This window comes from Streptomyces sp. CA-210063 (assembly GCF_024612015.1).
In the GTDB taxonomy this organism is placed as follows: domain Bacteria; phylum Actinomycetota; class Actinomycetes; order Streptomycetales; family Streptomycetaceae; genus Streptomyces.
Genome location: NZ_CP102512.1, coordinates 1,452,571 through 1,473,718, shown reverse-complemented (window position 1 = coordinate 1,473,718; position 21,148 = coordinate 1,452,571). Strand labels below are relative to the sequence as shown.

The following is a 21,148-nucleotide window of genomic DNA, read 5'->3' as shown; positions in this document are numbered from 1 at the left end:
GATCTCGACGCGCGGGGCGCGCCGTCGGCAGGCTGCTGCCTGACCACACCGAGTTGGATTCGACTGCTGTAACCACGTCAACACGAAACGGGGGTCCCGGCATGGTGAGCCGGACCGGACTCATCCGCACACTGATCGCGCTCCTGGCCTTCCTCTTCTGGGCGCCGGTGTCCACGGCCGCCGCCGTGCCGACGGCACCGGCCGCTGCCGCCGCCGGCGAGTGCGGTGTCCTCGCACCGGGCGCCTCCGCGGCAGCCGAGCGCGCGATCGCCGCCGCCTGCGCCGAGGTCGCGGCCGGCACCTGGTACACGTGGGGCGGCGGCCACGGCGCCCAACCCGGCGCCACCTACGGGCAGGTGGACCCCACCGACCCGGACGACAGCGCGCACGACCCCGAGCGGCGCGGCTTCGACTGCTCGGGCCTCGTCCGACACGCCTACGCCCAGGCCACCGGCTCGGACATCCTCAACGGCGTCGCCAGCCAGCAGTACTACACGCACCGCACCGCCGAACGCTTCACCGCCGCCCAGGGCCTCGCCCCGCTGCTCCCCGGCGACCTGCTGGCGTGGGGCACCTCGAAGGACCTGCACCACATCGCCATCTACCTCGGCGCGGGCAAGATGGTCGAGGCCAAGGAGTCCGGCACCAAGCTCATGGTCAGCGACGTGCGCCTGAACGGTAACTACTACGGCGCCGTCCGCGTCAACACCGGCCAGGTCACCGGCCACATCCACCAGACCTGGGGCACCGACGTCTGGACCAAGGCCGAGCCCCGCCTCGCGGCCGCCCGTGTCTACGCCTTCCCCTACTCCACCACCATCCGCGTCGAGTGCCAGAAGCACGCGGAGTGGGTGTCGTCCGACGGCTACGAGAACGACGTCTGGTCCTACCTGCCGGACTACAAGGCCTGGGTCACCAACATCTACATCAAGGGCCCGGCCTGGCTGGCGGGAGTACCCGACTGCGACCAGCGGCCCACGCCGTGACAACGCCCGCACCATGACGGCGTCCACATCATGACGCCGCTCGCGCCGGTGACCGCCCGGGGGGACGGTCACCGGCGCGAGTGTGTTCGGATCGTGCGGCGCGGACCGTCAGGCGCCTTCCTTGCGCACCTCGTCCAGCCGCACCGGCCGGTGCTCCGCCACCGACAGGGTCGCCGCCTCGGCGATCCAGCTGGCCTCGATGGCGTCGGCGACGGTGCAGGGGGAGGTACGGGTGCCGGCGACGACCTCGGTGAAGGCGATGAGTTCGGCGCGGTAGGCGGGGGCGAAGCGGTCCATGAAGAAGTTGTGCGGGGGGTCGGCCGGGAAGGTGACGCCCGGCTCGGCGGAGCGGAGCGGGAGCTGGGTGTCGAGGCCGGCGGCGATGCTGTCCTTCATGCCGTGGAGTTCCAGGCGGACGTCGTAACCGCGGGCGTTGTGGCGGGAGTTGGAGATGACGCCGATCGTGCCGTCGTCGAAGGTGAGCAGCGCGGAGGCGGTGTCGACGTCGCCGGCCGCCTTGATGTAGTCCGCGCCGCGGTTGCCGCCGGTCGCGTAGACCTCCACGACCTCCCGGCCCGTCACCCAGCGGACGACGTCGAAGTCGTGCACCGCGCAGTCCCGGAAGATGCCGCCCGAGGACGCCACGTACCCGGCCGGCGGGGGCGCCGGGTCCAGGGTGGTGGAGCGTACGGTGTGCAGCCGGCCGAGCTCGCCGTTCAGGAAGGCCTCGCGGGCGGTCACACAGCCCGCGTCGAAGCGGCGGTTGAAGCCGATCTGGACCTCCACGTCGCTGTTCTGGACGGCCCGCAGCACGTCGAGGCTCTCCTCGATCGTCTTCGCCACCGGCTTCTCGCAGAACACCGGGATACCCGCCTCGACCGCCGCCAGGATGAGCCCCGGGTGCGCGTCCGTCGCCGCGGTGACCACGACACCGTCGATCCCGGAGGCGAACACGGCCTCGGGCGAGTCGGCGACCGTGGCGCCGAACTTCTCGGCGGCCGCCTCCGCCGCCGCGGCCAGCGGGTCGGAGACCACCAACTGCTCCACGACGTCGAGCCCGGCCAGAGTCCCGGCGTGGAAGGCGCCGATGCGGCCCAGCCCCAGGATGCCAATGCGCATGATCGAGTGTCCCTTTCAGATGTGCGGGAGGAGAAGGATAAGAGCAGGTCAGGCTGTCAGTCGGAAGCGCCCAGGACGTTCTGGTCCCAGTCGATCACCGAGCCGGTCACCACACCGCTGCGGTCGGACAGCAGGAAGACGACGAAGTCGGCGATCTCGTCGACCTGGCCGAGCTTGCCCATCGGCAGGCGCTCGGCGGCCCGCTCCCGCCAGTCGTCGCCCGCGCCGTGGAACTCCCGCTGGATCGCGTCCTCGCCCTCGGTCTCCGTCCAGCCGATGTTGAGGTCGTTGATCCGGATCCGGTCCCAGCGGTGGGCGTGGGCGGCGTTGCGCGTCAGGCCCGCGAGGCCGGCCTTCGCGGCGGAGTACGGGGCCAGGTGCGGCGGGCCGCCGTGCGCGCAGTTCGAGCCGATGTTGACGATCGTGCCGGGCGCCTTCCGGGCCACCAGGTGCTCCACCACGGCCTGCATCGCGAAGAAGGGGGCGCGCAGGTTGATCGCGATGTGCGCGTCGAACAGTTCGGGGGAGGTGTCGAGGAGCGAGCCGCGGGAGGTCAGACCGGCCGCGTTGACGAGGCTGTCGACCCGGCCGTGGGCCGCGATCACCCGTTCCACGGCGCCGCGCACCTGCGCCGGATCCGTCAGGTCGGCCCGCACGAAGGTGGCGCCGGTGTCCGCCGCGAGCTTCTCGCCGACCTCGGCCCGGCGGCCGGTGAACGCGACGGTCGCGCCCTCCCGCAGGGCCGCCCGGACGATGCCCGCGCCGACGCCCTGGCTGCCGCCGTTGACGAGGACGACCTTGTCCTCCAGTAGTGCCATGGGGGGAGTTTCCTTTCGGTCGGCTCCGACGCGTGCCGCCGGGTGTGTCGACGGGCCTGGTCGCAGGAGCTTTCGTGGCGCCCTCGCCTCTGTCAGTCTTGGGCCGCGGGGCCCCTCGTACAACCCGCAGTGGACCATCAAAAACCCATCATCCAGACCACCGCCGAGATCCGGGACGCACCGCCATGGCACACCCCTACACGATCCGTGAGATCGCCCGTCAGGCCGGGCTGAGCCAGGCCACGGTCGACCGGGTCCTCAACGGCCGGGGCGGGGTGCGCGAGAGCACCGCCCGTGAGGTGCACCAGGCCGTCAAGGATCTGGACCGGCAGCGGACACAGGTGCGCATCGGCGGCCGTACCTTCATGGTCGACATCGTGATGCAGACCCCGGACCGGTTCTCCACGGCGGTCCGCGAGGCGCTGGAGGCGGAACTGCCGTCCCTGCACCCGGCGGTCGTACGGTCCCGCTTCCACTTCCGGGAGACGGGTTCCGCCTCGGAGATGGTGAGGGTGCTCGACCGGATCGGCCGGCGCGGCTCGCAGGGCGTGATCCTCAAGGCGCCCGACGTCCCGGAGGTCACCGCCGCCGTCGAACGGCTGGTCGCGGCCGGCGTCCCCGTGGTCACCTTCGTCACCGACCTGCCGAGCAGCCCGCGCAGCGCGTACGTCGGCATAGACAACCGGGCCGCCGGGGCGACCGCCGCGTATCTGCTCCGGCAGTGGCTCGGCGACCGGCCCGGTGCCGTGCTGGTGACGATCAGCCGCAGTTTCTACCGCAACGAGGAGGAGCGCGAGATGGGCTTCCGCGGTGTGATGCGCGCCGTCGAGCCGCGGCGGACGCTCGTCGAGGTCACCGACAGCGACGGCCTCGACGTCACCCAACGGGACCTCGTCCTCGACGCGCTGAAGCGGGAGCCGGGCATCGGGGCCGTCTACTCGATCGGCGGCGGCAACACCGCGACGCTCGACGCCTTCGCCGCGCTCGGCCGGGAGCCGCACGTCTTCGTCGCCCACGACCTCGACCACGACAACACCCGGCTCCTGCGCGAACACCGGCTCTCCGCCGTGCTCCACCACGACCTCCGCCAGGACGTGCGCCGCGCCTGCCAGACCATCATGCGCGCCCACCGGGCCCTGCCCGACGAGGGCCCGTTCCTGCCGTCGGCGATCCAGGTGGTGACGCCGTACAACATGCCGCCCGGGGCGGGGGCCGGGGCCCCCGGGTAGCCGAGCCGGGCCCGTCAGCTCCCCGCGCGGAACGTACGCCGATACGTCAGCGGCGGCACCCCGATCGCCGCGTGCAGATGCTGCCGCAGGGACGTGCCCGTGGCGAAGCCCACGTGGCCGGCGATCTCGTCGACCGGGAGGTCGGTGGACTCCAGCAGGTGCCGGGCACGGGCCACGCGTTGCTGGACGACCCAGCGGCCGGGGCTCATGCCGACCTCGTCGTGGAAGCGGCGGGCGAAGGTGCGCAGGCTCATCCGGGCGTGCTGGGCGAGGTCGGCCAGGGCGAGCGGGGCGTCGAGGCGTTCGAGCGCCCACTGCCGGGTGGCGGCGGTGCCGTTGGCCGGGTCCTGGGGGACGGGCTGCTCGATGTACTGGGCCTGGCCGCCCTCCCGCCAGGGCGGCACCACACAGCGGCGGGCCACCCGGTTGGCGACCTCGCTGCCGTGGTCCTTGCGCACGAGGTGCAGGCAGAGGTCGATGCCGGAGGCGGCGCCGGCCGAGGTGAGGACGTCGCCGTCGTCGACGAACAGCACGTCCGGGTCCAGGTCGACCTGGGGGAACCGGCTGCGGAACGCGTCGGCCAGCGCCCAGTGCGTGGTGGCGGGCCGGCCGTCCAGCAGACCGGCCGCGGCGAGCACGAACGCGCCCGTGCAGATGGACACCAGCCGGGTGCCGGGCTCGATCCGCGCCAGCGCCGCCGCCACGGGCTCCGGCAGCTCGGCCGACGTCAGCCGCGCCGCGGCAGGGGAGAGGCCGAACGGGGCGACGATCACGGTGTCCGCCGTGCTCAGCACCTCGGGGCCGTGGTCCACGGAGATGGCGAAGTCGGCCGCCGAACGCACCGGCCGGCCGTCCGCGGTGCAGGTCAGCACCTCGTACAGGCCGTCGGTCGCGTCGAAGATACGGCTCGGCACGCCGAGTTCGAAGGGGTAGACCCCGTCGAGGGCGAGGACCACCACACGGTGCGCTGACGTCATACGACCAGTGTGGCACGATCCCATCGAATGATGGCCATCGTGCCATTGCCGTGATCGTCGGCCTGAAGCAGGCTGGACGACATGACTGAAACCACCGACAACGACACGACCATGCGAGCGATGAGCCAGGACGTCTTCGGCGGCCCGGAGGTACTGAAGGAAGTCGAACTGCCGCGTCCGGCCCCTGGTCCGAGCGAGATCCTCGTCCGGGTGCACGCGGCCGGTGTGAACCCGACCGACTGGAAGAACCGTGCCTTCGGACTGTGGAACCCCGATCCGCTGCCCGTGCTCGGCTGGGACGTGTCGGGGGTCGTCGAGGCGGTCGGCCTGGGAGTCACCGTGTTCAAGCCGGGCGACGAGGTGTTCGGGATGCTCCCGTATCCGCACCTCGCGGGCGCGTACGCCGAGTTCGCCAAGGCGCCCGCCCGGTCCTTCGCGCACAAGCCGGCGGACATCGACCACGTCCAGGCCGGGGCCCTGCCGCTGGCCGCGCTCACCGCGTACCAGGCACTCGTCGACACCGCCGACGTACAGCCGGGACAGCGCGTCCTGATCCACGCCGCCGCCGGGGGAGTCGGACATCTCGCCGTGCAGATCGCCAAGGCGCGTGGCGCGTACGTCATCGGCACGGCCAGCGCCGGCAAGCACGAACTGCTGCGTGAGCTGGGGGCGGACGAGCTGATCGACTACCGGACCACGGACTTCGCCGAGGAGGTCCGGGACGTGGATGTCGTCCTGGACACCCTCGCCGGTGACGTCCGCACCCGTTCCCTGGACGTCCTGCGCGAGGGCGGCACCCTCGTCTCGATCCTGCCTGTCGGCTTCGAGGACGATGCGAGGAAGGCGGCCGAACTGGGCGTAAAGCTCGAGGTGCTGTTGGTCGAGGCGGACCACGGGGGTATGAGGGCCATCGCCGACCTTGTCGCGCGGGGGCAGCTCCGCGCCCGGGTCGACGCGACGTTCCCGCTCGTCGAGGTGGCCAAGGCGCACGCCCACGGGGAGACCGACCGGACGACGGGGAAGATCGTCCTCACGGTCCGCTGATTCACCTTGCTTCCCCTTGGGGGATTGCTCTTGTGCGATTCGCCTCTTGCGATTCGCCTCGTGCGATCCCCTCGTGTGATCGCCAGGCGTGATTCCTCTCGTGCGCCGGGGGCCCCTGAGCCGGGCCCGCGCGCTCGATCGGCTCGCGGCGCGGCGATCCGCGCCGGTCAGCTCCTCACGAGCTCGGCCGCCCGGCGCTCGACGGGCGCCTCCACGGCCACGGCCACCGTCTCCGTCACGGTCGCCGTGGCCGTCAGCTCGGCCCGGCCCTCCCGGTTGCGGAACAGCCAGGCGATGTCCCGCCCGAACGACCAGAGCAGCGAGCCCAGCGCCAGCGCGACCAGGCCGAAGCCCGCCTCGTACGGCAGCAGTCCGGAGGCGGCGACCAGCAGGAAGACGCCCTGGACCGCGGCGACCGTCTTACGGGCCATGCTGTGCGGGAGGGAACCGTTCAGCCACGGCATGACCTTGGCGGCGGCGACGAAGACGTACCGCATGAGGCCGATCAGCATCACCCACGGGCCGAGCGACATGGAGACGTACACGCTCAGCACCAGGATCAGGAAGGCGTCGACCTCCATGTCGAAGCGGGCGCCCAGCGCGGTCGAGGTGCCCGTGCGGCGGGCCACCTTGCCGTCGACGCCGTCGAGGATCAGGGCCACGGCGGTCAGACCGACGAAGAGGGAGACGGGCGGCGAGCTCTGGAAGGAGTCGGCGACCAGGGCGGTGACGGCGCCGACGAGGATCGCCCGGCCGAGGGTGACGCGGTTGGCGGGACCGAAGGAGCGGGTCCGGGTCCGCAGCAGCGCGCGGTTGAGGACGGCCCAGGTGGCGAGCCCGAAGGCCAGCCCGGTCAGCCAGCCCGCCGGGCCCAGTCCGATCGCCGTGCCCAGGAAGGCGAGGAGCAGGACCTGGGCGCCCGCGCCCACGGTCGTCTCCGAGAGCAACAGCCGGCCGTCGTAAGTGTTGATCAGGGCCACCGCGAACCTTCCGAACGTGTGTGTGACAGAAACGATCATCGCCGCGTACCGTGTTCGCGACTCCCACCGCTGCGTACGTGGAGAATCGCCGGACCGTTCACGGAGACGCACATGAAACCGACAGCCAAGGCCTTCTGGCTACGCTCTCCCGGGCAGGGGGAGATCCGTGAGGAGACCCTCACCGGACCCGCCGAGGGCGAGGTGCTCGTCCGCGCGCTGTACTCGGGCGTCAGCCGGGGCACCGAGACGCTCGTGTTCCGCGGCCGAGTGCCCGAGAACCAGCACGCGACGATGCGCGCGCCCTACCAGGAGGGCGAGTTCCCCGCCCCCGTGAAGTACGGCTATCTCAGCGTGGGGCGGGTGGAAGAGGGGCCGGACGCACTCGTCGGCAGGACCGTCTTCTGCCTGTATCCGCACCAGAGCCGCTATGTCGTTCCGGTGAGCGCCGTCACCGTCGTACCGGCGACGGTGCCCGCCGCCCGTGCCGTGCTGGCCGGGACCGTCGAGACCGCCGTCAACGCCCTGTGGGACGCGGCCCCCCTCATCGGGGACCGGATCGCCGTCGTGGGCGGCGGCATGGTCGGCTGCTCGGTCGCCGCGCTCCTGGCCCGCTTCCCCGGCGTGCGGGTCCAACTCGTCGACGCCGACCCGGCGCGCGCCGACATCGCCCGCGCGCTCGGCGTCGACTTCGCGCTGCCCGAGGAGGCGTTGGGCGAGTGCGACCTCGTCGTGCACGCCAGCGCCAACGAACAAGGACTCGTCCGCTCCCTGGAACTCCTCGCCACGGAGGGCACGGTGATCGAACTCAGCTGGTACGGCGACCGCCGGATCGCCCTGCCGCTCGGCGAGGCCTTCCACTCACGCCGCCTCACCATCCGCAGCAGCCAGGTCGGAACGGTCTCCCCGGCCGGACGCGTCGGACGTACGTACGCGGACCGGCTGGCGCTCGCCCTCGAACTCCTCGCCGACGCCCGCTTCGACGCTCTCGTCACCGGGGAGTGCGCCTTCGAGGAACTCCCGGACGTCATGCCGAAGCTCGCGAGCGGAGAGCTGCCCGGCATGTGCCACCGAGTGCGCTACGACGCCGACTGAGCCCGGGAGTTGAGCGTTCCGGCTCGCCCCACCCGCCCCTGAACTGCCCGAACGGAACGCTGAACACCAAAGAAACCGGAAAACTCGGCTGAACAACGGGTAGGGAGCAGCCGTACTACACGGCATGCCCCGGCCCGGGGGCAGACGTACCGCACTGGAGGGTCGTCCGTTGTTCAGCATCACCGTCCGCGATCACATCATGATCGCCCACAGCTTCCGCGGGGCGGTCTTCGGACCCGCGCAGCGCCTGCACGGCGCCACGTTCCTCGTGGACGCCACCTTCCGGCGCGCCGAACTGGACGACGACAACATCGTCGTAGACATCGGACTGGCCACGCAGGAGCTCGGTGCCGTGGTCAGCGAGTTGAACTACCGCAACCTCGACAACGAGCCGGACTTCGCGAACACCAACACCTCGACCGAGTTCCTGGCCAAGGTCATCGCCGACCGTCTCGCCGAGCGCATCCACAAGGGTGCCCTGGGGGAGAACGCCAAGGGCATCGCGGGCATCACGGTCACCCTGCACGAGTCGCACATCGCCTGGGCGAGTTACGAGCGTGCCCTGTGACCGACGTGACCATCGACCGGGCGGCCGTCGGCACCGCCGCCCAGGCAGACGGGGGAGAGCAAGTGAGGCTCGGCTATGTGCCCGTGCAGAACGCCGCACTGAAGCACGCCGCGATCGTCCCCATGTCACTGCGCTCCGTGCACTTCGTGATGCCGGGCGGCGTCGACGACCCGGCCCGGCCCAGCGGCGGCAACGCCTACGACCGCCGGATCTGCCTCGATCTGCCGGGCTTCGGCTGGCAGGTGCACAAGCACGCGATCGACGGCAACTGGCCGCGCCCGGACGAGACGGCACGTGCCGAACTCGTCCGTACGCTGCGCGAATTCCCCGACGGCACGGTCGTCCTGCTCGACGGACTGGTCGCCTGCGGCGTCCCCGAGATCGTCCTCCCCGAGGCCGAACGCCTCTGCCTGGCCGTGCTGGTGCACCTGCCGCTCGGCGACGAGACGGGCCTGGAGCCCGACCTCGCGGCCGAACTCGACGCCAAGGAACGCACGACCCTGCGGGGCGTGTCCGCCGTCATCGCGACCAGCGACTGGGCCGTCCGACGACTCGTGTCACACCACGGCCTCGCTCCCGAACTGGTCCATGTCGCCGCCCCCGGCGCCGACATCGCGCCCCTCGCCTCAGGCACCGACGGCGTCTCCCGGCTGCTGTGCGTCGCCGCGGTCACCCCGCGCAAGGGCCAGCACCGGCTGGTGGAGGCCCTCGCGACCGTCACCGAGCTGCGCTGGAGCTGCGTCCTGGTGGGTGGTCTCGACCAGGACCCCGAGTACGTCGACCACATCCGCACGCTGATCGCGAAGTTCGGCCTGGAGGACCGGTTCCACCTCGCCGGACCGCAGGCCGGCGCGGAACTCGACGCGAGCTACGCCGCCGCCGACCTCATGGTCCTCACCTCGTACGCCGAGACGTACGGCATGGCGGTCACCGAAGCCCTCGCCCGTGGAATCCCCGTGCTGGCCACGGACGTCGGCGGTCTCCCCGAGGCCGTCGGCCGTGCCCCCGACGGCGGGGTGCCCGGCATCCTCGTCCCGCCGGAGAACCCCGCGGCCATCGCGGCGGAGCTGCGCGGCTGGTTCGGGGAGGCCGACGTACGGCGCCGGCTGAAGGCCGCGGCGCGCGGCCGCCGGGCCGCGCTGGACGGGTGGGCGACCACGGCCCGCAGCCTCGCCCATGTCCTGGGCCGGCTGCGGCACGAACCTCGGAGGGCCGCATGACCACTTCTGCCGATATGGCCACGTCTGCGGGTGGGCCCCTGTCCGGGGGTGCGACCGCTTCAGCGGGTGCGTCCGCGGCGGGTGCCGCTGGTGTTGGTGCTGGTGCGTCCGCTGCCGCCGCGGGTGCCGCCCGTTCCGGGGCGGGTGCCGTCTCTTCCGGGGCGGGTGCCGTCTCTTCCGGGGCCGCGCTGAGCATGGCGGGGCGCGGGGGTGACACGCCGGCGCCCGAGGGGCACCAGTACGCCCCGCAGTGGCTGGAGTTGCGTGAGAGCGCCGACACCGACGCCCGCGCGGTGGATCTGCTCGACCCGCTGCGGATCCGTCTCGCCAACCTGCCCGGGCGGGCCACCACGCTGACCGTCCACGACCTGGGCTGCGGCACCGGCTCGATGGGCCGCTGGCTCGCGCCCCGGCTGGACGGCGCCCAGCAGTGGGTGCTGCACGACCAGGACCCGGACCTGCTGCGGCTGGCCACCGCGCGGGCGCCCCGCGCGGCCGCCGACGGCAGCCCCGTCACGGTCACCACCCGGCGCGGCGACATCGGGCGGCTGACGGCGGCCGACCTGGCGGGTGCCTCGCTGGTCACCGCGTCCGCGCTGCTCGACGTCCTCACCCGCGAGGAGATCGAGGCGCTCGCGGCGGCCTGCGCGGGCGCCGGGGTTCCCGCCCTGCTGACGCTCTCCGTCGTCGGCCGCGTGGACCTCGTCCCCGCCCACCCCCTGGACGCCGAGATCGCCGAGGCGTTCAACGCCCACCAGCGCGCGAGCGATCTGCTCGGCCCCGACGCGATCACCGTGGCCTGCGAGGCCTTCGCCCAGCACGGCGCCACGGTCCGCGTCCACCCGAGCCCCTGGCAGCTCGACGGCCGGCACACCGCCCTCACCGAGGAGTGGCTGCGCGGCTGGGTCGGCGCCGCCTGCGAACAGCGCCCCGAACTCACCGAGCGCGCCGACGCCTACCTCCGCGACCGCCTCCGGGCAGGCGCGGCCGGCGAACTCCGCGTCGTCGTCCACCACAGCGACCTGCTCGCCCTGCCCCGGCCGACGGGCGGAGCCTCATGACGGCGCCGGTGGAGGAGGCGGTCGAGGCACATCCACCGGTCACGGGGGACCGCGTACGGGTACGGCCACGCGGAGTCCGGGCCCGCGTGAAGGCGAGCGCGCCCGCGGCCCGGGCGATGACGCCCGGCGCGGCTTCGCGCACACTGCCGACCGCCGTGGCGGCGGACCCGGAACCGCGCGGCGCGACCCCGGACACGGCTACCGTCGGGCCCGCCCACATACGGAACTCCCGCACGACCTCGACGGGCGCGGGTTCGGTCCCGGCTTCCGCCAGCTCCTCGGACGCGCCGGACTGCCGTACGGCCTCGACGGGCGCGGCTTCGGTTCTGGCTTCCGTCAACTCCTCCGACGTGCCGGACTGCCGTACGGCCTCGACGGGCGCGGCTTCGGTTCTGGCTTCCGTCAACTCCTCGGACGCGCCGGACTGCCGTACGGCCTCGACGGGCGCGGCGTCGGACGTGGCGGCAAGCACGCCCGCGTTCCCCCCGGATCGCCGTACGGCCTCGGCGGACATACGGACGGAGTCGGCAGTCGGCCACCGTGCCGAGGCTGATGTCGTGCCCCGTGAGATATCCGCCCGCGCGAGCGGTGCCCGACCCGAGGCTCCGGCCGGGCCCGGTGCGGCGCCGGGCGCCACCTCGCCGGAGCTCCCCGCCGAGCCTCGCCCCACCGCCAAGTTCACCCGCGCCCTGCGCACCCACTTCGGCACGCTTGCCGGAACGGTCATCCTCGCCGTCGTCATCTGGCGGATGGGCACCGGGGTGTTCGTCGACGGGCTGCGGCGGATCGACGGCGGCACGCTGGTCGCGGCTGTCGGGATCGGCGTACTGACCACGGTGTTCAGCGCCTGGCGCTGGTGCGCGGTCACCCGGGCGCTGGGGATCACGCTGCCGCTCGGGCCTGCCGTCGCGGACTACTACCGCGCGCTGTTCCTCAACGCCGCACTGCCCGGCGGTGTCCTCGGCGATGTGCACCGGGCGGTGCGGCACGGGCAGAGCTCGGGCGACATGGGGCGCGGTGTGCGCGCGGTGGTGATCGAGCGGACCGCGGGCCAGTTGGTGCTGGCCGTCGTCGGCCTAACGGTCCTGCTGGTGCTGCCCTCCCCGGTCCTGGAGCAGACCCGCCACACGGTGGGTGTGACGGTGCTCGCCGTGCTGGGCGCGCTGGCGATCTGGGCGGCGGTCCGGATGGGCCGGAAGCCGAGCGCGTCCGAAGGCGGCCGGGGCCGCCGCGTCCGGGCCGTCCTCACCGAGGCGCGCGGCGCGCTGCTGAACCGCGACAGCGGGCCCGCCGTGCTGATCTCCTCCGTGGCGGTACTGGCCGGATACGTGGCCATGTTCCTGCTCGCCGCACGGGTCGCCGGGTCCGCCGCGACCCCGCTGGAGGTGCTGCCGCTCGCGCTGCTGGCCCTGATCGCCATGAGCCTGCCGCTCAACGTCGGCGGCTGGGGCCCCCGGGAAGGCGTCACCGCCTGGTCCTTCGGCGCCGCGGGCCTGGGCGCCTCCCAGGGGCTGACCGTGGCCGTCGTCTACGGTGTGCTCAGCTTCGCGGCCGCCCTGCCGGGGCTCTTCGTCCTCGTCGGACGCTGGTACGGCTCCCTGCGGGCGCGCCGTCAGTCGACCGACGGAGTGGGCGCCGACGGCGGAACCGCCCCCTTGTCCCAGGCGTCCGAGGTGACCAACGAGAAGTACGCCCCGAAAGAATGGACGAACCCCGCCAGCAACTCCTTCCCCTTCGCGGCGGAAGCCAGCGAAGGACGGCCGATGACACCGGAATCGGTGTAGGCCGACATACCGAGGGAGAGGAGATGACGGCGGTCATCGGCAAGGAAATCGGTGGTTTCGTGACCGGGCCGGACCAATTCGGGATGGCAATGCAGAAGTATGGAGGTCTCTATTTCTCCCGCATGCATATCACTGAGCAACGAGGTCTGTATGCCCGCTCGTTCGCACGCGGCGTCCCAGTCCTCCATCGCCGGGAAAAGCGCCATGCGATGTCCCGCCGCGGTGGATTCCTGGACGACATTGCCCAGCACGTAATTCCCACCGTGTCCGTTCACCACCACCAGCGCCTCGACGCCCGACTGCCGCAGCGACGCGGCGATGTCGCGGACCATCGCGTGCAGGGTCGTCGCGGAGATGCTGACGGTGCCCGGCCAGGCCGCGTGCTCGTGCGAGCAGGCGATGGTCACGGGCGGCAGGAGGTGCACCGGATGGGCGGCGGCTATCTCCCGCGCTATGGCGCAGGCGACGAGCGTGTCGGTGGCCAGCGGCAGATACGGGCCGTGCTGCTCGTAGCTGCCGACGGGAAGCACCGCCACCTGCCGGCCGGTGCCCGCCCCGCGCGCGCGGACGTCCGCGGTGGTGTCCGTCGGTACAAGACTCGAACTGCTCATCTTTTCACGGCCTTTCGTCTCTGCTGATGCTCCGTCATTTTCGCATGACGTCAGGACTCACCAGATAGGAACCAGATCATGACAGAAAATGTTGGTGTACTCGGCACCAATGCCCAGTCCTCCGGCGCCGTACGCGTGGTGAACGCCCCCCTGCCCACGACCTACGGCGACTTCGAGGCCGTAGGTTATCTCGACCAGGACCGCGGCGAAGAACAAGTGGCGCTGGTGTACGGCGACATCAGCGGCGGCGAGGGAATTCTCATCCGGCTGCACTCGGAGTGCCTGACCGGTGACGCGTTCGGCTCCCAGCACTGCGAATGCGGCGAACAGCTCGACAGCGCGCTGCGGGCCATAGTCGCCGAGGGCCGCGGCATCCTCGTCTATCTGCGCGGCCACGAGGGGCGCGGCATCGGCCTGCTCGCCAAGCTGCAGGCGATGAAGCTCCAGGCGGAGGGCCTCGACACGGTCGAGGCGAACCTCGCCCTCGGTCTGCCGGTGGACGCCCGCGACTACCGGGTGGCGGCCGAGATGCTGCACGACCTCGGCGTACGGTCGGTCCGGCTGATGTCGAACAACCCGCGCAAGCGGGAGGCGCTGCTGCGCCACGGCATCAAGGTCTCCGAGCAGGTGCCGCTGCTGATCACGCCGTGCGAGGACAACATCACCTACCTGCGCACCAAGCGCGAGCGGCTCGACCACTACCTGCCGCACCTGGACGCGGTGGTCCACTCGTCCTGACCCCGGGGTTCGCGCGGCGGCCGCCCTCGGAGGCGACTCCGACACCGGCCGCCGTGCCCGCCGCGCGTTCGCCTTCAGGGGCGTTCCGCATGAACGTTCGCCTGTGGTGGAAGACCTGACTCCGTCGGGCAATCCGACCACGGTCGGACGAAGGGAGCGTTCGTGATCCGCAGCGCACGGGTCGTCGTCATCGGCGGAGGCGTCATCGGTACGAGCATCGCCTACCATCTGGCGGCCGCCGGAGTGGACGACGTCGTCCTGGTCGAACGCGACGAACTCGCCTCCGGATCGACCGCGAAAGCCGCCGGCGGGGTCCGCGCGCAGTTCTCCGACGAGCTCAACATCCAGCTCGGCGCCCGCAGCCTGGAGGCGTTCGGCCGCTTCAAACAGGAGCTGGGTCACGACATCGGACTCCATCGGGTCGGCTACCTCTTCCTCCTGACGACGCCCGACGAGGTCGCCCAGTTCGAGGCCGGCGTACAGCTCCAGAACGACCTGGGTGTGCCCAGCCGCATGATCGACCCCGTCGAGGCCCAGCGGCTCTCCCCGCCGATCTCCACCGAAGGACTGCTCGCCGCCGCGTTCTCGCCCGACGACGGACACTGCACCCCCGAGTCCGTGGTCCACGGCTACGCCGCCGGGGCCCGCCGCCACGGGGCGACCGTGCTGCGCAACTGCGAGGTCCTGGGCATCGAGACCTGGCGGGACACGATCACCGCGGTGGTCACGAGCAAGGGCCGTATCGTCACCGACACCGTCGTGTGCGCGGCCGGCGCCTGGTCCAGGTCCGTCGGCGCCATGGTCGGCGTGGACCTCCCGGTGGAACCCCTGCGCCGCCAGATCGCCGTCACGGAACCGGTCCCCGGCCTCCCGCCGAACCTTCCCATGACGATCGACTTCACCAGCAGCCTCTACTTCCACACCGAGGGCCCCGGCCTGCTCATCGGCATGTCCGACCCCGACGAGCGGCCCGGCTTCGCCACCGACACCCACGACCGCTGGATCCCCCGCCTGTACGAGACCATGGAGCGCCGGGCGCCCGGCCTGCTCGACCTGCGCCGGACGGGCGGCTGGGCGGGCCTGTACGAGATCACTCCGGACCACAACGCCCTGATCGGCGAGGCCGTTTCGTGCTCCCGTTTCCTGTACGCGACCGGGTTCTCCGGCCACGGTTTCCTCCAGGGCCCGGCCGTCGGCGAGGTGGTCCGTGACCTGTACCTCGGGCGCGTACCCTTCGTCGACATCAGCCCGCTGAGCGTCGACCGGTTCACGGCCGACTCCCTGCGCCCGGAGGCCAACCTCGTATGACCGCTCTCCACTTGTGGCTCCGCCACGAGACCCGCACCACCGAACGCCGCACCCCGATCGTGCCGTCCGACGCCCGGCGGCTCGTCGAGAGCGGAGTACGGATCACCGTCGAGGACTCGCCGCAGCGGATCTTCCCCGTGGCGGCGTACGAGGAGGCCGGCTGCCAGGTCGCCGCCCCCGGCTCGTGGGTGTCGGCGCCGTCGGACGCGGTGATCGTCGGCCTCAAGGAACTCCCCGACGAGCCCGCTGAGCTGACCCATCGTCATATCTTCTTCGGGCACGCCTACAAGGGGCAGCCCGGTGCCGAGGCCCTGCTGCGTCGGTTCGCCGCCGGGGGCGGGGCGCTGTTCGACCTGGAGTATCTGGTCGACGACCAGGGCCGCAGGCTCGCCGCCTTCGGCTACTGGGCCGGCTACCTGGGCGCGGCCCTCGCCGTACTCCACCACCGGGGCGTCCTGAACGCCCCGCTCCAGCCCACCTCCAAGGAGGCGATGGAGGCCGAACTCCGCGCGTCCACAGGCGACTTGAGCGCCCTGGTCGTCGGTGCCCTCGGCCGCAGCGGTCGTGGCGCCCGCGTGGCGCTCGGCGAGGCGGGCGTCGAACCGACCTGCTGGGACCTGGCCGAGACCCGGAACCTGAACCGACCGGCCCTGCTGGCCCACGAGTTGATGGTCAACACCGTCCTGACGACGACCCCGGTCCCGCCCTTCCTGACGGACAAGGACCTCGACGGACCGGACCGCCGGCTCAGGACCCTCTCCGACGTCACCGTCGATGTCGGCTCCCCCATGAACGTCCTGCCGGTCTACGACACGACCACGGAGTGGGACCGCCCCGTACGGCGGCTGCGCGAAGACCCGCCGCTCGACCTCATCGCCATCGACAACCTGCCCTCCCTGCTGCCCCGGGAGGCGAGCACCGACTTCTCGGCGGCGTTCCTGCCCCAGCTGCTCGACTTCACCGGCAATCAGACGTGGATTCGCGCCTTCGACCGGTTCCTGGAGGCCTGCCGCGAACGCCGCATCACCTTCAGGGAGTTGCCCGATGACTGACCTCGTCCCCGCGAGCGGCACCGTCCACTGGGTCGGCGCCGGCCTGTCCACCGGCAGCGGACTGGCGGCGCTGTGCGACACGGCCGCCCGCGTACGGCTGTGGCACCGCACCGAGGAGCGCGCCGGGCAGGCCCTGGCCGCACTGGGCCTGACGGGCCGCGCCGAGCCCCGCGCCTACACACTGCCGGCGCTCACGGCCGAGCTGGCTCCGGGAGACGTGGTGGTCTCGATGCTCCCGGCACCGGAACACGCCCCTCTGCTCGCGGCGTGCGTCGGGGCGCGGGCCCACTTCGCCTGCTCCAGCTATGTCTCGGACGCGGTCCTGGAGCTGGTCCCGGCGGCCGGGGCCGCGGGGGTCACCGTCCTCACCGAGGCGGGTCTGGACCCGGGCATCGACCATCTCTTCGCGCACAGCCTGATCGCCCGGGCGAGCGAGGCGATCGGACCGGAGACCGCCGCCTCGTACACCCTCACCTCGTACTGCGGTGGCATCCCGGCCGTACCGAACGACTTCACGTATCGCTTCAGCTGGGCACCGGCCGGAGTGCTCAACGCCCTGCGCGCACCGGCCCGTTACATCGAGGACGGCGCGGAGACGACGGCCGACCGCCCCTGGACGGCCACCCGCCCCCATGTCCTCGACGGCGAGACCTTCGAGGTCTATCCCAACCGCGACAGCGTCCCCTTCGTCGCCCAGTACGGCCTTCCGCCGGCCTGGAAGCCACGGACCTTCGTCCGCGGCACCCTCCGCCTCGACGGCTGGCTGACCGCCTGGGCGCCGGTCTTCGCGGAGATCGAGGGCGACGACGACCGGCGCATCGCCGCCCTGGCCCGGGAGCTGGCGACCCGCTACCCGACCACGGAGTCCGACCGCGACCGTGTCGTCCTGGCCGTCTCCCTGGATGTCCACAGCGGTTCGGGTGAGCGGTGGTCCGGTCGTTACCTCCTCGACGAGATCGGGACGGCCGAGGAGAGCGCCATGGCCCGCCTGGTGTCCCGCCCTCTCGCCCTCGGAGTCGGGCACATCCTGGACGGTTCCCTGCCGGCGGGGCTGAGCCGGGCGGCGGAGACGGGTGAGCGGTCTGAGGCGTGGCTGGCCGAACTGGTCGAGTCCGGCGTGCAGTTCACGTCCCGCATCGACTAGGGGTTACGGACCGCACCCCGTCTTTCAGGGGCGCGGGGCTGTGTCCGATATGCGGCTCCGCCGCGTGGGCGCGACAAGCCCCCACCGACCCGCAGCCATGTCACCGGACTCAGCCCACAACGGCCTCGTGAACCAACCGCTTCAGCTCCGGATAAAGGGAGGAGGACGACCGCCGCCGTACCTGCGTCATGAACTGAACCGTCAGATCGCGGCGGGGGTCCACCCAGAACGTCGTCGTCGCGGCCCCGGTCCAACCGAACGTGCCCAGGGAGGAGGGGGATTCGGTCACGGCCGGGTCGATCACCACGGAGACGCCCAGCCCGAAGCCGACGCCCACATTGCCCGGCTGCCGATGGAACGCGCTGCCGTGGGTGTGGATGTCGACGCCGCCCGGCAGCTGGTTGGTGGCCATCATGTCGACGGACTCGGGGGACAGGAGCCGTACCCCGTCGAGTTCACCGCGGCGGCGCAGGAACTCGGTGAAGCGGTGGTAGTCCCGGGCGGTGGCGACCATACCGCCACTGCCGGACAGGAAGCGCGGGCGGCCCCGCAGGGGAAGCCCGGGGACGGGCGCGATCGAGCCGTCCTCCTGCTCGCCGTACAACTCGGCCAGCCGACCGGTCTGTTCGGGGGCGACCTGGAAGCCCGCGTCCGTCATGCCCAGCGGTCCGAGGACGCGCTCGGCGAAGAACGCGTCGAGGTCCTGCCCCGACACCACCTCGATGATCCGGCCGAGGACATTGGTGGAGACGGAGTAGTTCCACTGTGAGCCCGGCTCGAACTGCAGCGGAAGCCGCGCGTACTCCGCGCACGTCTGCGCCAGGTCGGCGCCCGGCCGGACGGAGTGCTCCAGACCCGCGTCGCGGTAGAGCGCGTCGACGGGGTGGTCGTAGTAGAAGCCGAAGGTGAGGCCCGAGGTGTGGGTCATCAGGTGGCGGACGAGGATCGGTTGCTCGGCCGGGCGGGTCTGGATGCCGGCGCCCTCACCGGACACGTACACACGCGGCTCGGCGAACTCCGGGAGGTAGCGGGAGATCGGGTCCGTCAGGTCCAGCCGCCCCTCCTCGACCAGTATCAGCGCGGCGACCGACGTGACGGGCTTCGTCATGGAGTAGACCCGCCACAAGGTGTCGGTCTCCACGGGGAGTCGGGCCTGGCGGTCGCGGTGTCCGTACGTCGTGAGGTGGGAGACGCGTCCGCCGCGGGCAAGGGACAGCAGGTAGCCGGGCAGTCGGCCGTCGTCGACCTGACGGGCGAGGTACTCGTCCAGGCGGGCCAGGGTCTTCGGGTCGAGGCCGGCCTCGCGCGGCTCTGCCTCTTGGCGCAGTGGTTCCATGGTGGTTCTCCTCCGGTGGCCCGGGTCACGGCTCGCGTTCATCCTTGCTCTCATCGTTCCGTACTGATCGCGTTCCATCCCTCGCGGGGCGGGCGGGTCGGGGCATTCGTGCGGCAAGAGGCGCCCCGAGCGCGGCCACTGCCGCCAGGAACAGCAACGCGGGGCCCGTGCCGAGCGGCATGAGCGTGGTCGCGGCCGCCACACCCAGCGTCGGGCCGACGTTCATCGCGGTCTGCTGAAGCCCGCCCGCCACCCCCGCCGACTCCGGTGGCGCATGCCGTACGACGACGGCGGTCGCGGTGACCATCAGCGCGCCGAAACCGGCCCCCAGCAGCAGGAATCCGCCCCCGACCGCCACCGTCGACGAGCCCGGCCCGATCCGGGACAGCGCCAGCACCCCGGCGGTGAGCAGCGCCGTGCCCGTGAGGGCCGTGGGGCGGGCGCCCCACCGGCGCAGCAGTACGGCCGACAGCGGCGCCCCGAGCACCATCATCACGCCACCGGGCAGGGCGACGAGGCTCGTGCGCAGCGGATCCATGCCGACCACGTCCTGGAGGACGAAGCTGCACACGAACAGCGCGCCGAGCATCGCCGCCGACGCGGCCACCAGCACTCCGAGCGCCGCACCCACCGTCGCCGAGCCGAGCACGGCGGGCGGCAACAGCGGGTCGGGGGTGCGCCGTTCATGGCGCAGAAGGACACAGGCCGCGCCGACGGCGACGAGCAGGCCGAGCACACCGGTCGCCGTCCAGCCGTGCTCCGCCACCCCGACCAGCGTGTGCACGAGCGCCGCCAGGGCCACGGCGAGCAGCGCGGCGCCGGGCAGGTCGAGGCGGGTGGGCGAAGCCCTGCGAGCATGCCCCGGCTGTGCCGCCGCCGTCGCTGTCCGCTCCGCCTCCGGGGCCCGTACCGCCAGCGCCAGCAGGCCCATGACCAGCGCCGGGACGACGTTGAGGAAGAACACCGCCCGCCAGCCCAGCTGGGCGACGAGCACACCGCCGATCAGCGGCCCGGCCGCGACCGCGACACCGATGGCGCTGGTCCGCAGCGCGATGGGCATTCCCAGCCGGTCGGGCGGGAACGCGGCCCGCAGCATCCCGAGCGTGGCGGGCTGCAACAGCGCGCCGAACACCCCCTGGACGACCCGCAGTCCGATCACCCAGCCCACAGCGGGCGCGAAGCCGATGCCGACGGAGGCCGCGCCGAATCCCAACACCCCCCAGGCGAAGACCCGTTGATGCCCGAACCGGTCACCGAGTCGTCCCGCGAAAACCAACAGCCCCGCCACCGCGATCAGATACCCGGTGCTCGTCCACTGCACCTCGGTGAGGGAGGCGTCGAGGTCGCGCCGCAAGGTCGGCTGAGCGATCGTCAGCACCGTTCCATCGACGGCGACGAGCACGGCACCGAGCACACTGTTCGCGAGAGTGAGACGGCGGTGCGGCGCGGATATCGGTCCGCCCCGGTCGACAGCGGCCTCCGCCGTGGCCGTCCTCATCGCTCCTCACTCCCCAGGTGCGCGTCCAGCGCGGTGTGCAGCAGGGGTGCGAAGTCATCGGCGCCCGTGGTGAGTTGGAGGCTGCCCCAGGTCCACAGCTGGGCTATGCCGTACAGGTTCGCCAGCAGCGCGCCCGCGACGAGCCGGGCCTCGGCGTCGGGCCGGGTCCGGCCCACGAGATCCACCAGCAGGGAGAAGAGCGGCAGACTGGCGTCACGCAGCCCCAACTCGTTGCTCTCCAGCAGATCATGACGGAACATCAGCTCGTGCATGCCCCGGTTGGTGAGCGCGAAGTCGAGATACACGCGCCCCAGCGTCGCGATCTGCTCGCGCGGGCTCGCCGTACCGTCCCCGAGCGCCGCGACCCCCCGGCCCGCCAGCTCCTCGAACCCCCGGCGCGCGATGGCCGACAGCAGCTCCAGATGGGTCGGGAAGTAACGCCGCGGCGCCCCGTGCGACACCCCCGCCCGCCGCGCGATCTCCCGCAGTGACAGCGCCTGCACGCCCTCGGCCGTCACCAACTCGACCCCGACATCGACCAGCCGGGACCGCAGCCCGGTGTTCCGCTCACCCATGGACCCGG

The 21,148-nt window shown here is 72.1% G+C and carries 19 protein-coding genes and 1 pseudogene; 12 read left to right on the top strand and 8 right to left on the bottom strand.

Translation table 11 applies throughout. The features are described 5' to 3' along the window. The first annotated feature begins 101 nt into the window (after positions 1–101). Positions 102–986, top strand: coding sequence for a C40 family peptidase (locus tag JIX56_RS06425; protein ID WP_257537786.1), 885 nt, complete (start codon positions 102–104; stop codon positions 984–986). Between the two features lie 108 nt (positions 987–1,094). Here the strand turns inward: JIX56_RS06425 and JIX56_RS06420 are convergent, their stop codons facing one another. Beyond that, positions 1,095–2,105 (bottom strand): Gfo/Idh/MocA family protein, encoded by a 1,011-nt coding sequence (locus JIX56_RS06420; RefSeq protein ID WP_257537785.1) that lies wholly within the window; start codon positions 2,103–2,105, stop codon positions 1,095–1,097. A 56-nt stretch (positions 2,106–2,161) separates the two neighbouring features. Beyond that, positions 2,162–2,923: an SDR family oxidoreductase gene (locus JIX56_RS06415; protein ID WP_257537784.1), complete on the bottom strand. Its 762-nt coding sequence runs from the start codon at positions 2,921–2,923 to the stop codon at positions 2,162–2,164. 185 nt (positions 2,924–3,108) lie between these two features. On the opposite strand from JIX56_RS06415, the gene JIX56_RS06410 reads away from it, so the two are divergent. Further along, a complete protein-coding gene (locus JIX56_RS06410) occupies positions 3,109–4,152 on the top strand; it encodes a LacI family DNA-binding transcriptional regulator (protein WP_257537783.1) in 1,044 nt (347 codons plus the stop codon). Between the two features lie 14 nt (positions 4,153–4,166). On the opposite strand, the gene JIX56_RS06405 is transcribed toward JIX56_RS06410, so the two are convergent. After that, positions 4,167–5,129 (bottom strand): GlxA family transcriptional regulator, encoded by a 963-nt coding sequence (locus JIX56_RS06405; protein WP_257537782.1) that lies wholly within the window; start codon positions 5,127–5,129, stop codon positions 4,167–4,169. An 81-nt stretch (positions 5,130–5,210) separates the two neighbouring features. On the opposite strand from JIX56_RS06405, the gene JIX56_RS06400 reads away from it, so the two are divergent. Next, the gene (locus tag JIX56_RS06400; protein WP_257537781.1) at positions 5,211–6,173 is read left to right on the top strand and encodes an NADP-dependent oxidoreductase; all 963 of its coding nucleotides are present in this window, start codon (positions 5,211–5,213) and stop codon (positions 6,171–6,173) included. A gap of 167 nt (positions 6,174–6,340) precedes the next feature. On the opposite strand, the gene JIX56_RS06395 is transcribed toward JIX56_RS06400, so the two are convergent. Next, positions 6,341–7,153, bottom strand: a complete 813-nt coding sequence (locus tag JIX56_RS06395; RefSeq protein ID WP_257550762.1) for a CDP-alcohol phosphatidyltransferase family protein — start codon at positions 7,151–7,153, stop codon at positions 6,341–6,343. A gap of 111 nt (positions 7,154–7,264) precedes the next feature. On the opposite strand from JIX56_RS06395, the gene JIX56_RS06390 reads away from it, so the two are divergent. The 5 genes and pseudogenes from JIX56_RS06390 to JIX56_RS47620 form a co-directional block, all read left to right on the top strand. Continuing rightward, complete coding sequence (locus tag JIX56_RS06390) at positions 7,265–8,245, top strand: zinc-dependent alcohol dehydrogenase (protein ID WP_257537780.1); 981 nt, start codon at positions 7,265–7,267, stop codon at positions 8,243–8,245. Positions 8,246–8,414: 169 nt separating this feature from the next. Continuing rightward, positions 8,415–8,813 carry a 6-pyruvoyl trahydropterin synthase family protein gene (locus JIX56_RS06385; protein WP_257537779.1) on the top strand — a complete coding sequence of 133 codons (399 nt, stop codon included), beginning with the start codon at positions 8,415–8,417 and terminating at the stop codon, positions 8,811–8,813. Further along, complete coding sequence (locus tag JIX56_RS06380) at positions 8,810–10,033, top strand: glycosyltransferase family 4 protein (protein ID WP_257537778.1); 1,224 nt, start codon at positions 8,810–8,812, stop codon at positions 10,031–10,033. Before JIX56_RS06385 ends, JIX56_RS06380 begins: the two co-directional genes overlap by 4 nt. After that, positions 10,030–11,094 carry a methyltransferase domain-containing protein gene (locus JIX56_RS06375; RefSeq protein ID WP_257537777.1) on the top strand — a complete coding sequence of 355 codons (1,065 nt, stop codon included), beginning with the start codon at positions 10,030–10,032 and terminating at the stop codon, positions 11,092–11,094. Before JIX56_RS06380 ends, JIX56_RS06375 begins: the two co-directional genes overlap by 4 nt. Then, positions 11,091–12,593: pseudogene (locus JIX56_RS47620) on the top strand (lysylphosphatidylglycerol synthase domain-containing protein); the annotation flags it as partial. The gene JIX56_RS06375 and the pseudogene JIX56_RS47620, both read left to right, overlap by 4 nt. Positions 12,594–12,706: 113 nt before the next feature. Here JIX56_RS47620 and JIX56_RS06365 read toward each other — a convergent pair. Then, entirely contained in the window at positions 12,707–13,489 is a 783-nt protein-coding gene (locus JIX56_RS06365; RefSeq protein ID WP_306819827.1) for a creatininase family protein, read from the bottom strand. 78 nt (positions 13,490–13,567) lie between these two features. Between JIX56_RS06365 and ribA the strand changes: the two genes are divergently transcribed. From ribA to JIX56_RS06345, 4 genes are all read left to right on the top strand, one after another. Beyond that, on the top strand, positions 13,568–14,227 hold the full coding sequence (ribA, locus tag JIX56_RS06360) for a GTP cyclohydrolase II (protein WP_033529694.1): 660 nt from the start codon (positions 13,568–13,570) through the stop codon (positions 14,225–14,227). A gap of 162 nt (positions 14,228–14,389) precedes the next feature. Then, entirely contained in the window at positions 14,390–15,535 is a 1,146-nt protein-coding gene (locus JIX56_RS06355) for an NAD(P)/FAD-dependent oxidoreductase (protein WP_257537776.1), read from the top strand. Then, positions 15,532–16,587, top strand: a complete 1,056-nt coding sequence (locus JIX56_RS06350) for a saccharopine dehydrogenase (protein ID WP_257537775.1) — start codon at positions 15,532–15,534, stop codon at positions 16,585–16,587. The genes JIX56_RS06355 and JIX56_RS06350 overlap by 4 nt, the downstream gene beginning before the upstream one ends. After that, positions 16,580–17,731, top strand: a complete 1,152-nt coding sequence (locus JIX56_RS06345) for a saccharopine dehydrogenase family protein (protein WP_257537774.1) — start codon at positions 16,580–16,582, stop codon at positions 17,729–17,731. Before JIX56_RS06350 ends, JIX56_RS06345 begins: the two co-directional genes overlap by 8 nt. Before the next feature lie 109 nt (positions 17,732–17,840). Here the strand turns inward: JIX56_RS06345 and JIX56_RS06340 are convergent, their stop codons facing one another. Genes JIX56_RS06340 through JIX56_RS06330 form a run of 3 tightly spaced genes read right to left on the bottom strand, consistent with a single transcriptional unit; the run spans position 17,841 to position 21,140 of the window. Next, a complete protein-coding gene (locus tag JIX56_RS06340) occupies positions 17,841–19,067 on the bottom strand; it encodes a serine hydrolase domain-containing protein (RefSeq protein ID WP_257537773.1) in 1,227 nt (408 codons plus the stop codon). A 25-nt stretch (positions 19,068–19,092) separates the two neighbouring features. Continuing rightward, on the bottom strand, positions 19,093–20,565 hold the full coding sequence (locus tag JIX56_RS06335; protein WP_257537772.1) for an MFS transporter: 1,473 nt from the start codon (positions 20,563–20,565) through the stop codon (positions 19,093–19,095). Continuing rightward, positions 20,562–21,140, bottom strand: a complete 579-nt coding sequence (locus JIX56_RS06330; protein ID WP_257550760.1) for a TetR/AcrR family transcriptional regulator — start codon at positions 21,138–21,140, stop codon at positions 20,562–20,564. Before JIX56_RS06330 ends, JIX56_RS06335 begins: the two co-directional genes overlap by 4 nt. Positions 21,141–21,148 lie beyond the last annotated feature (8 nt).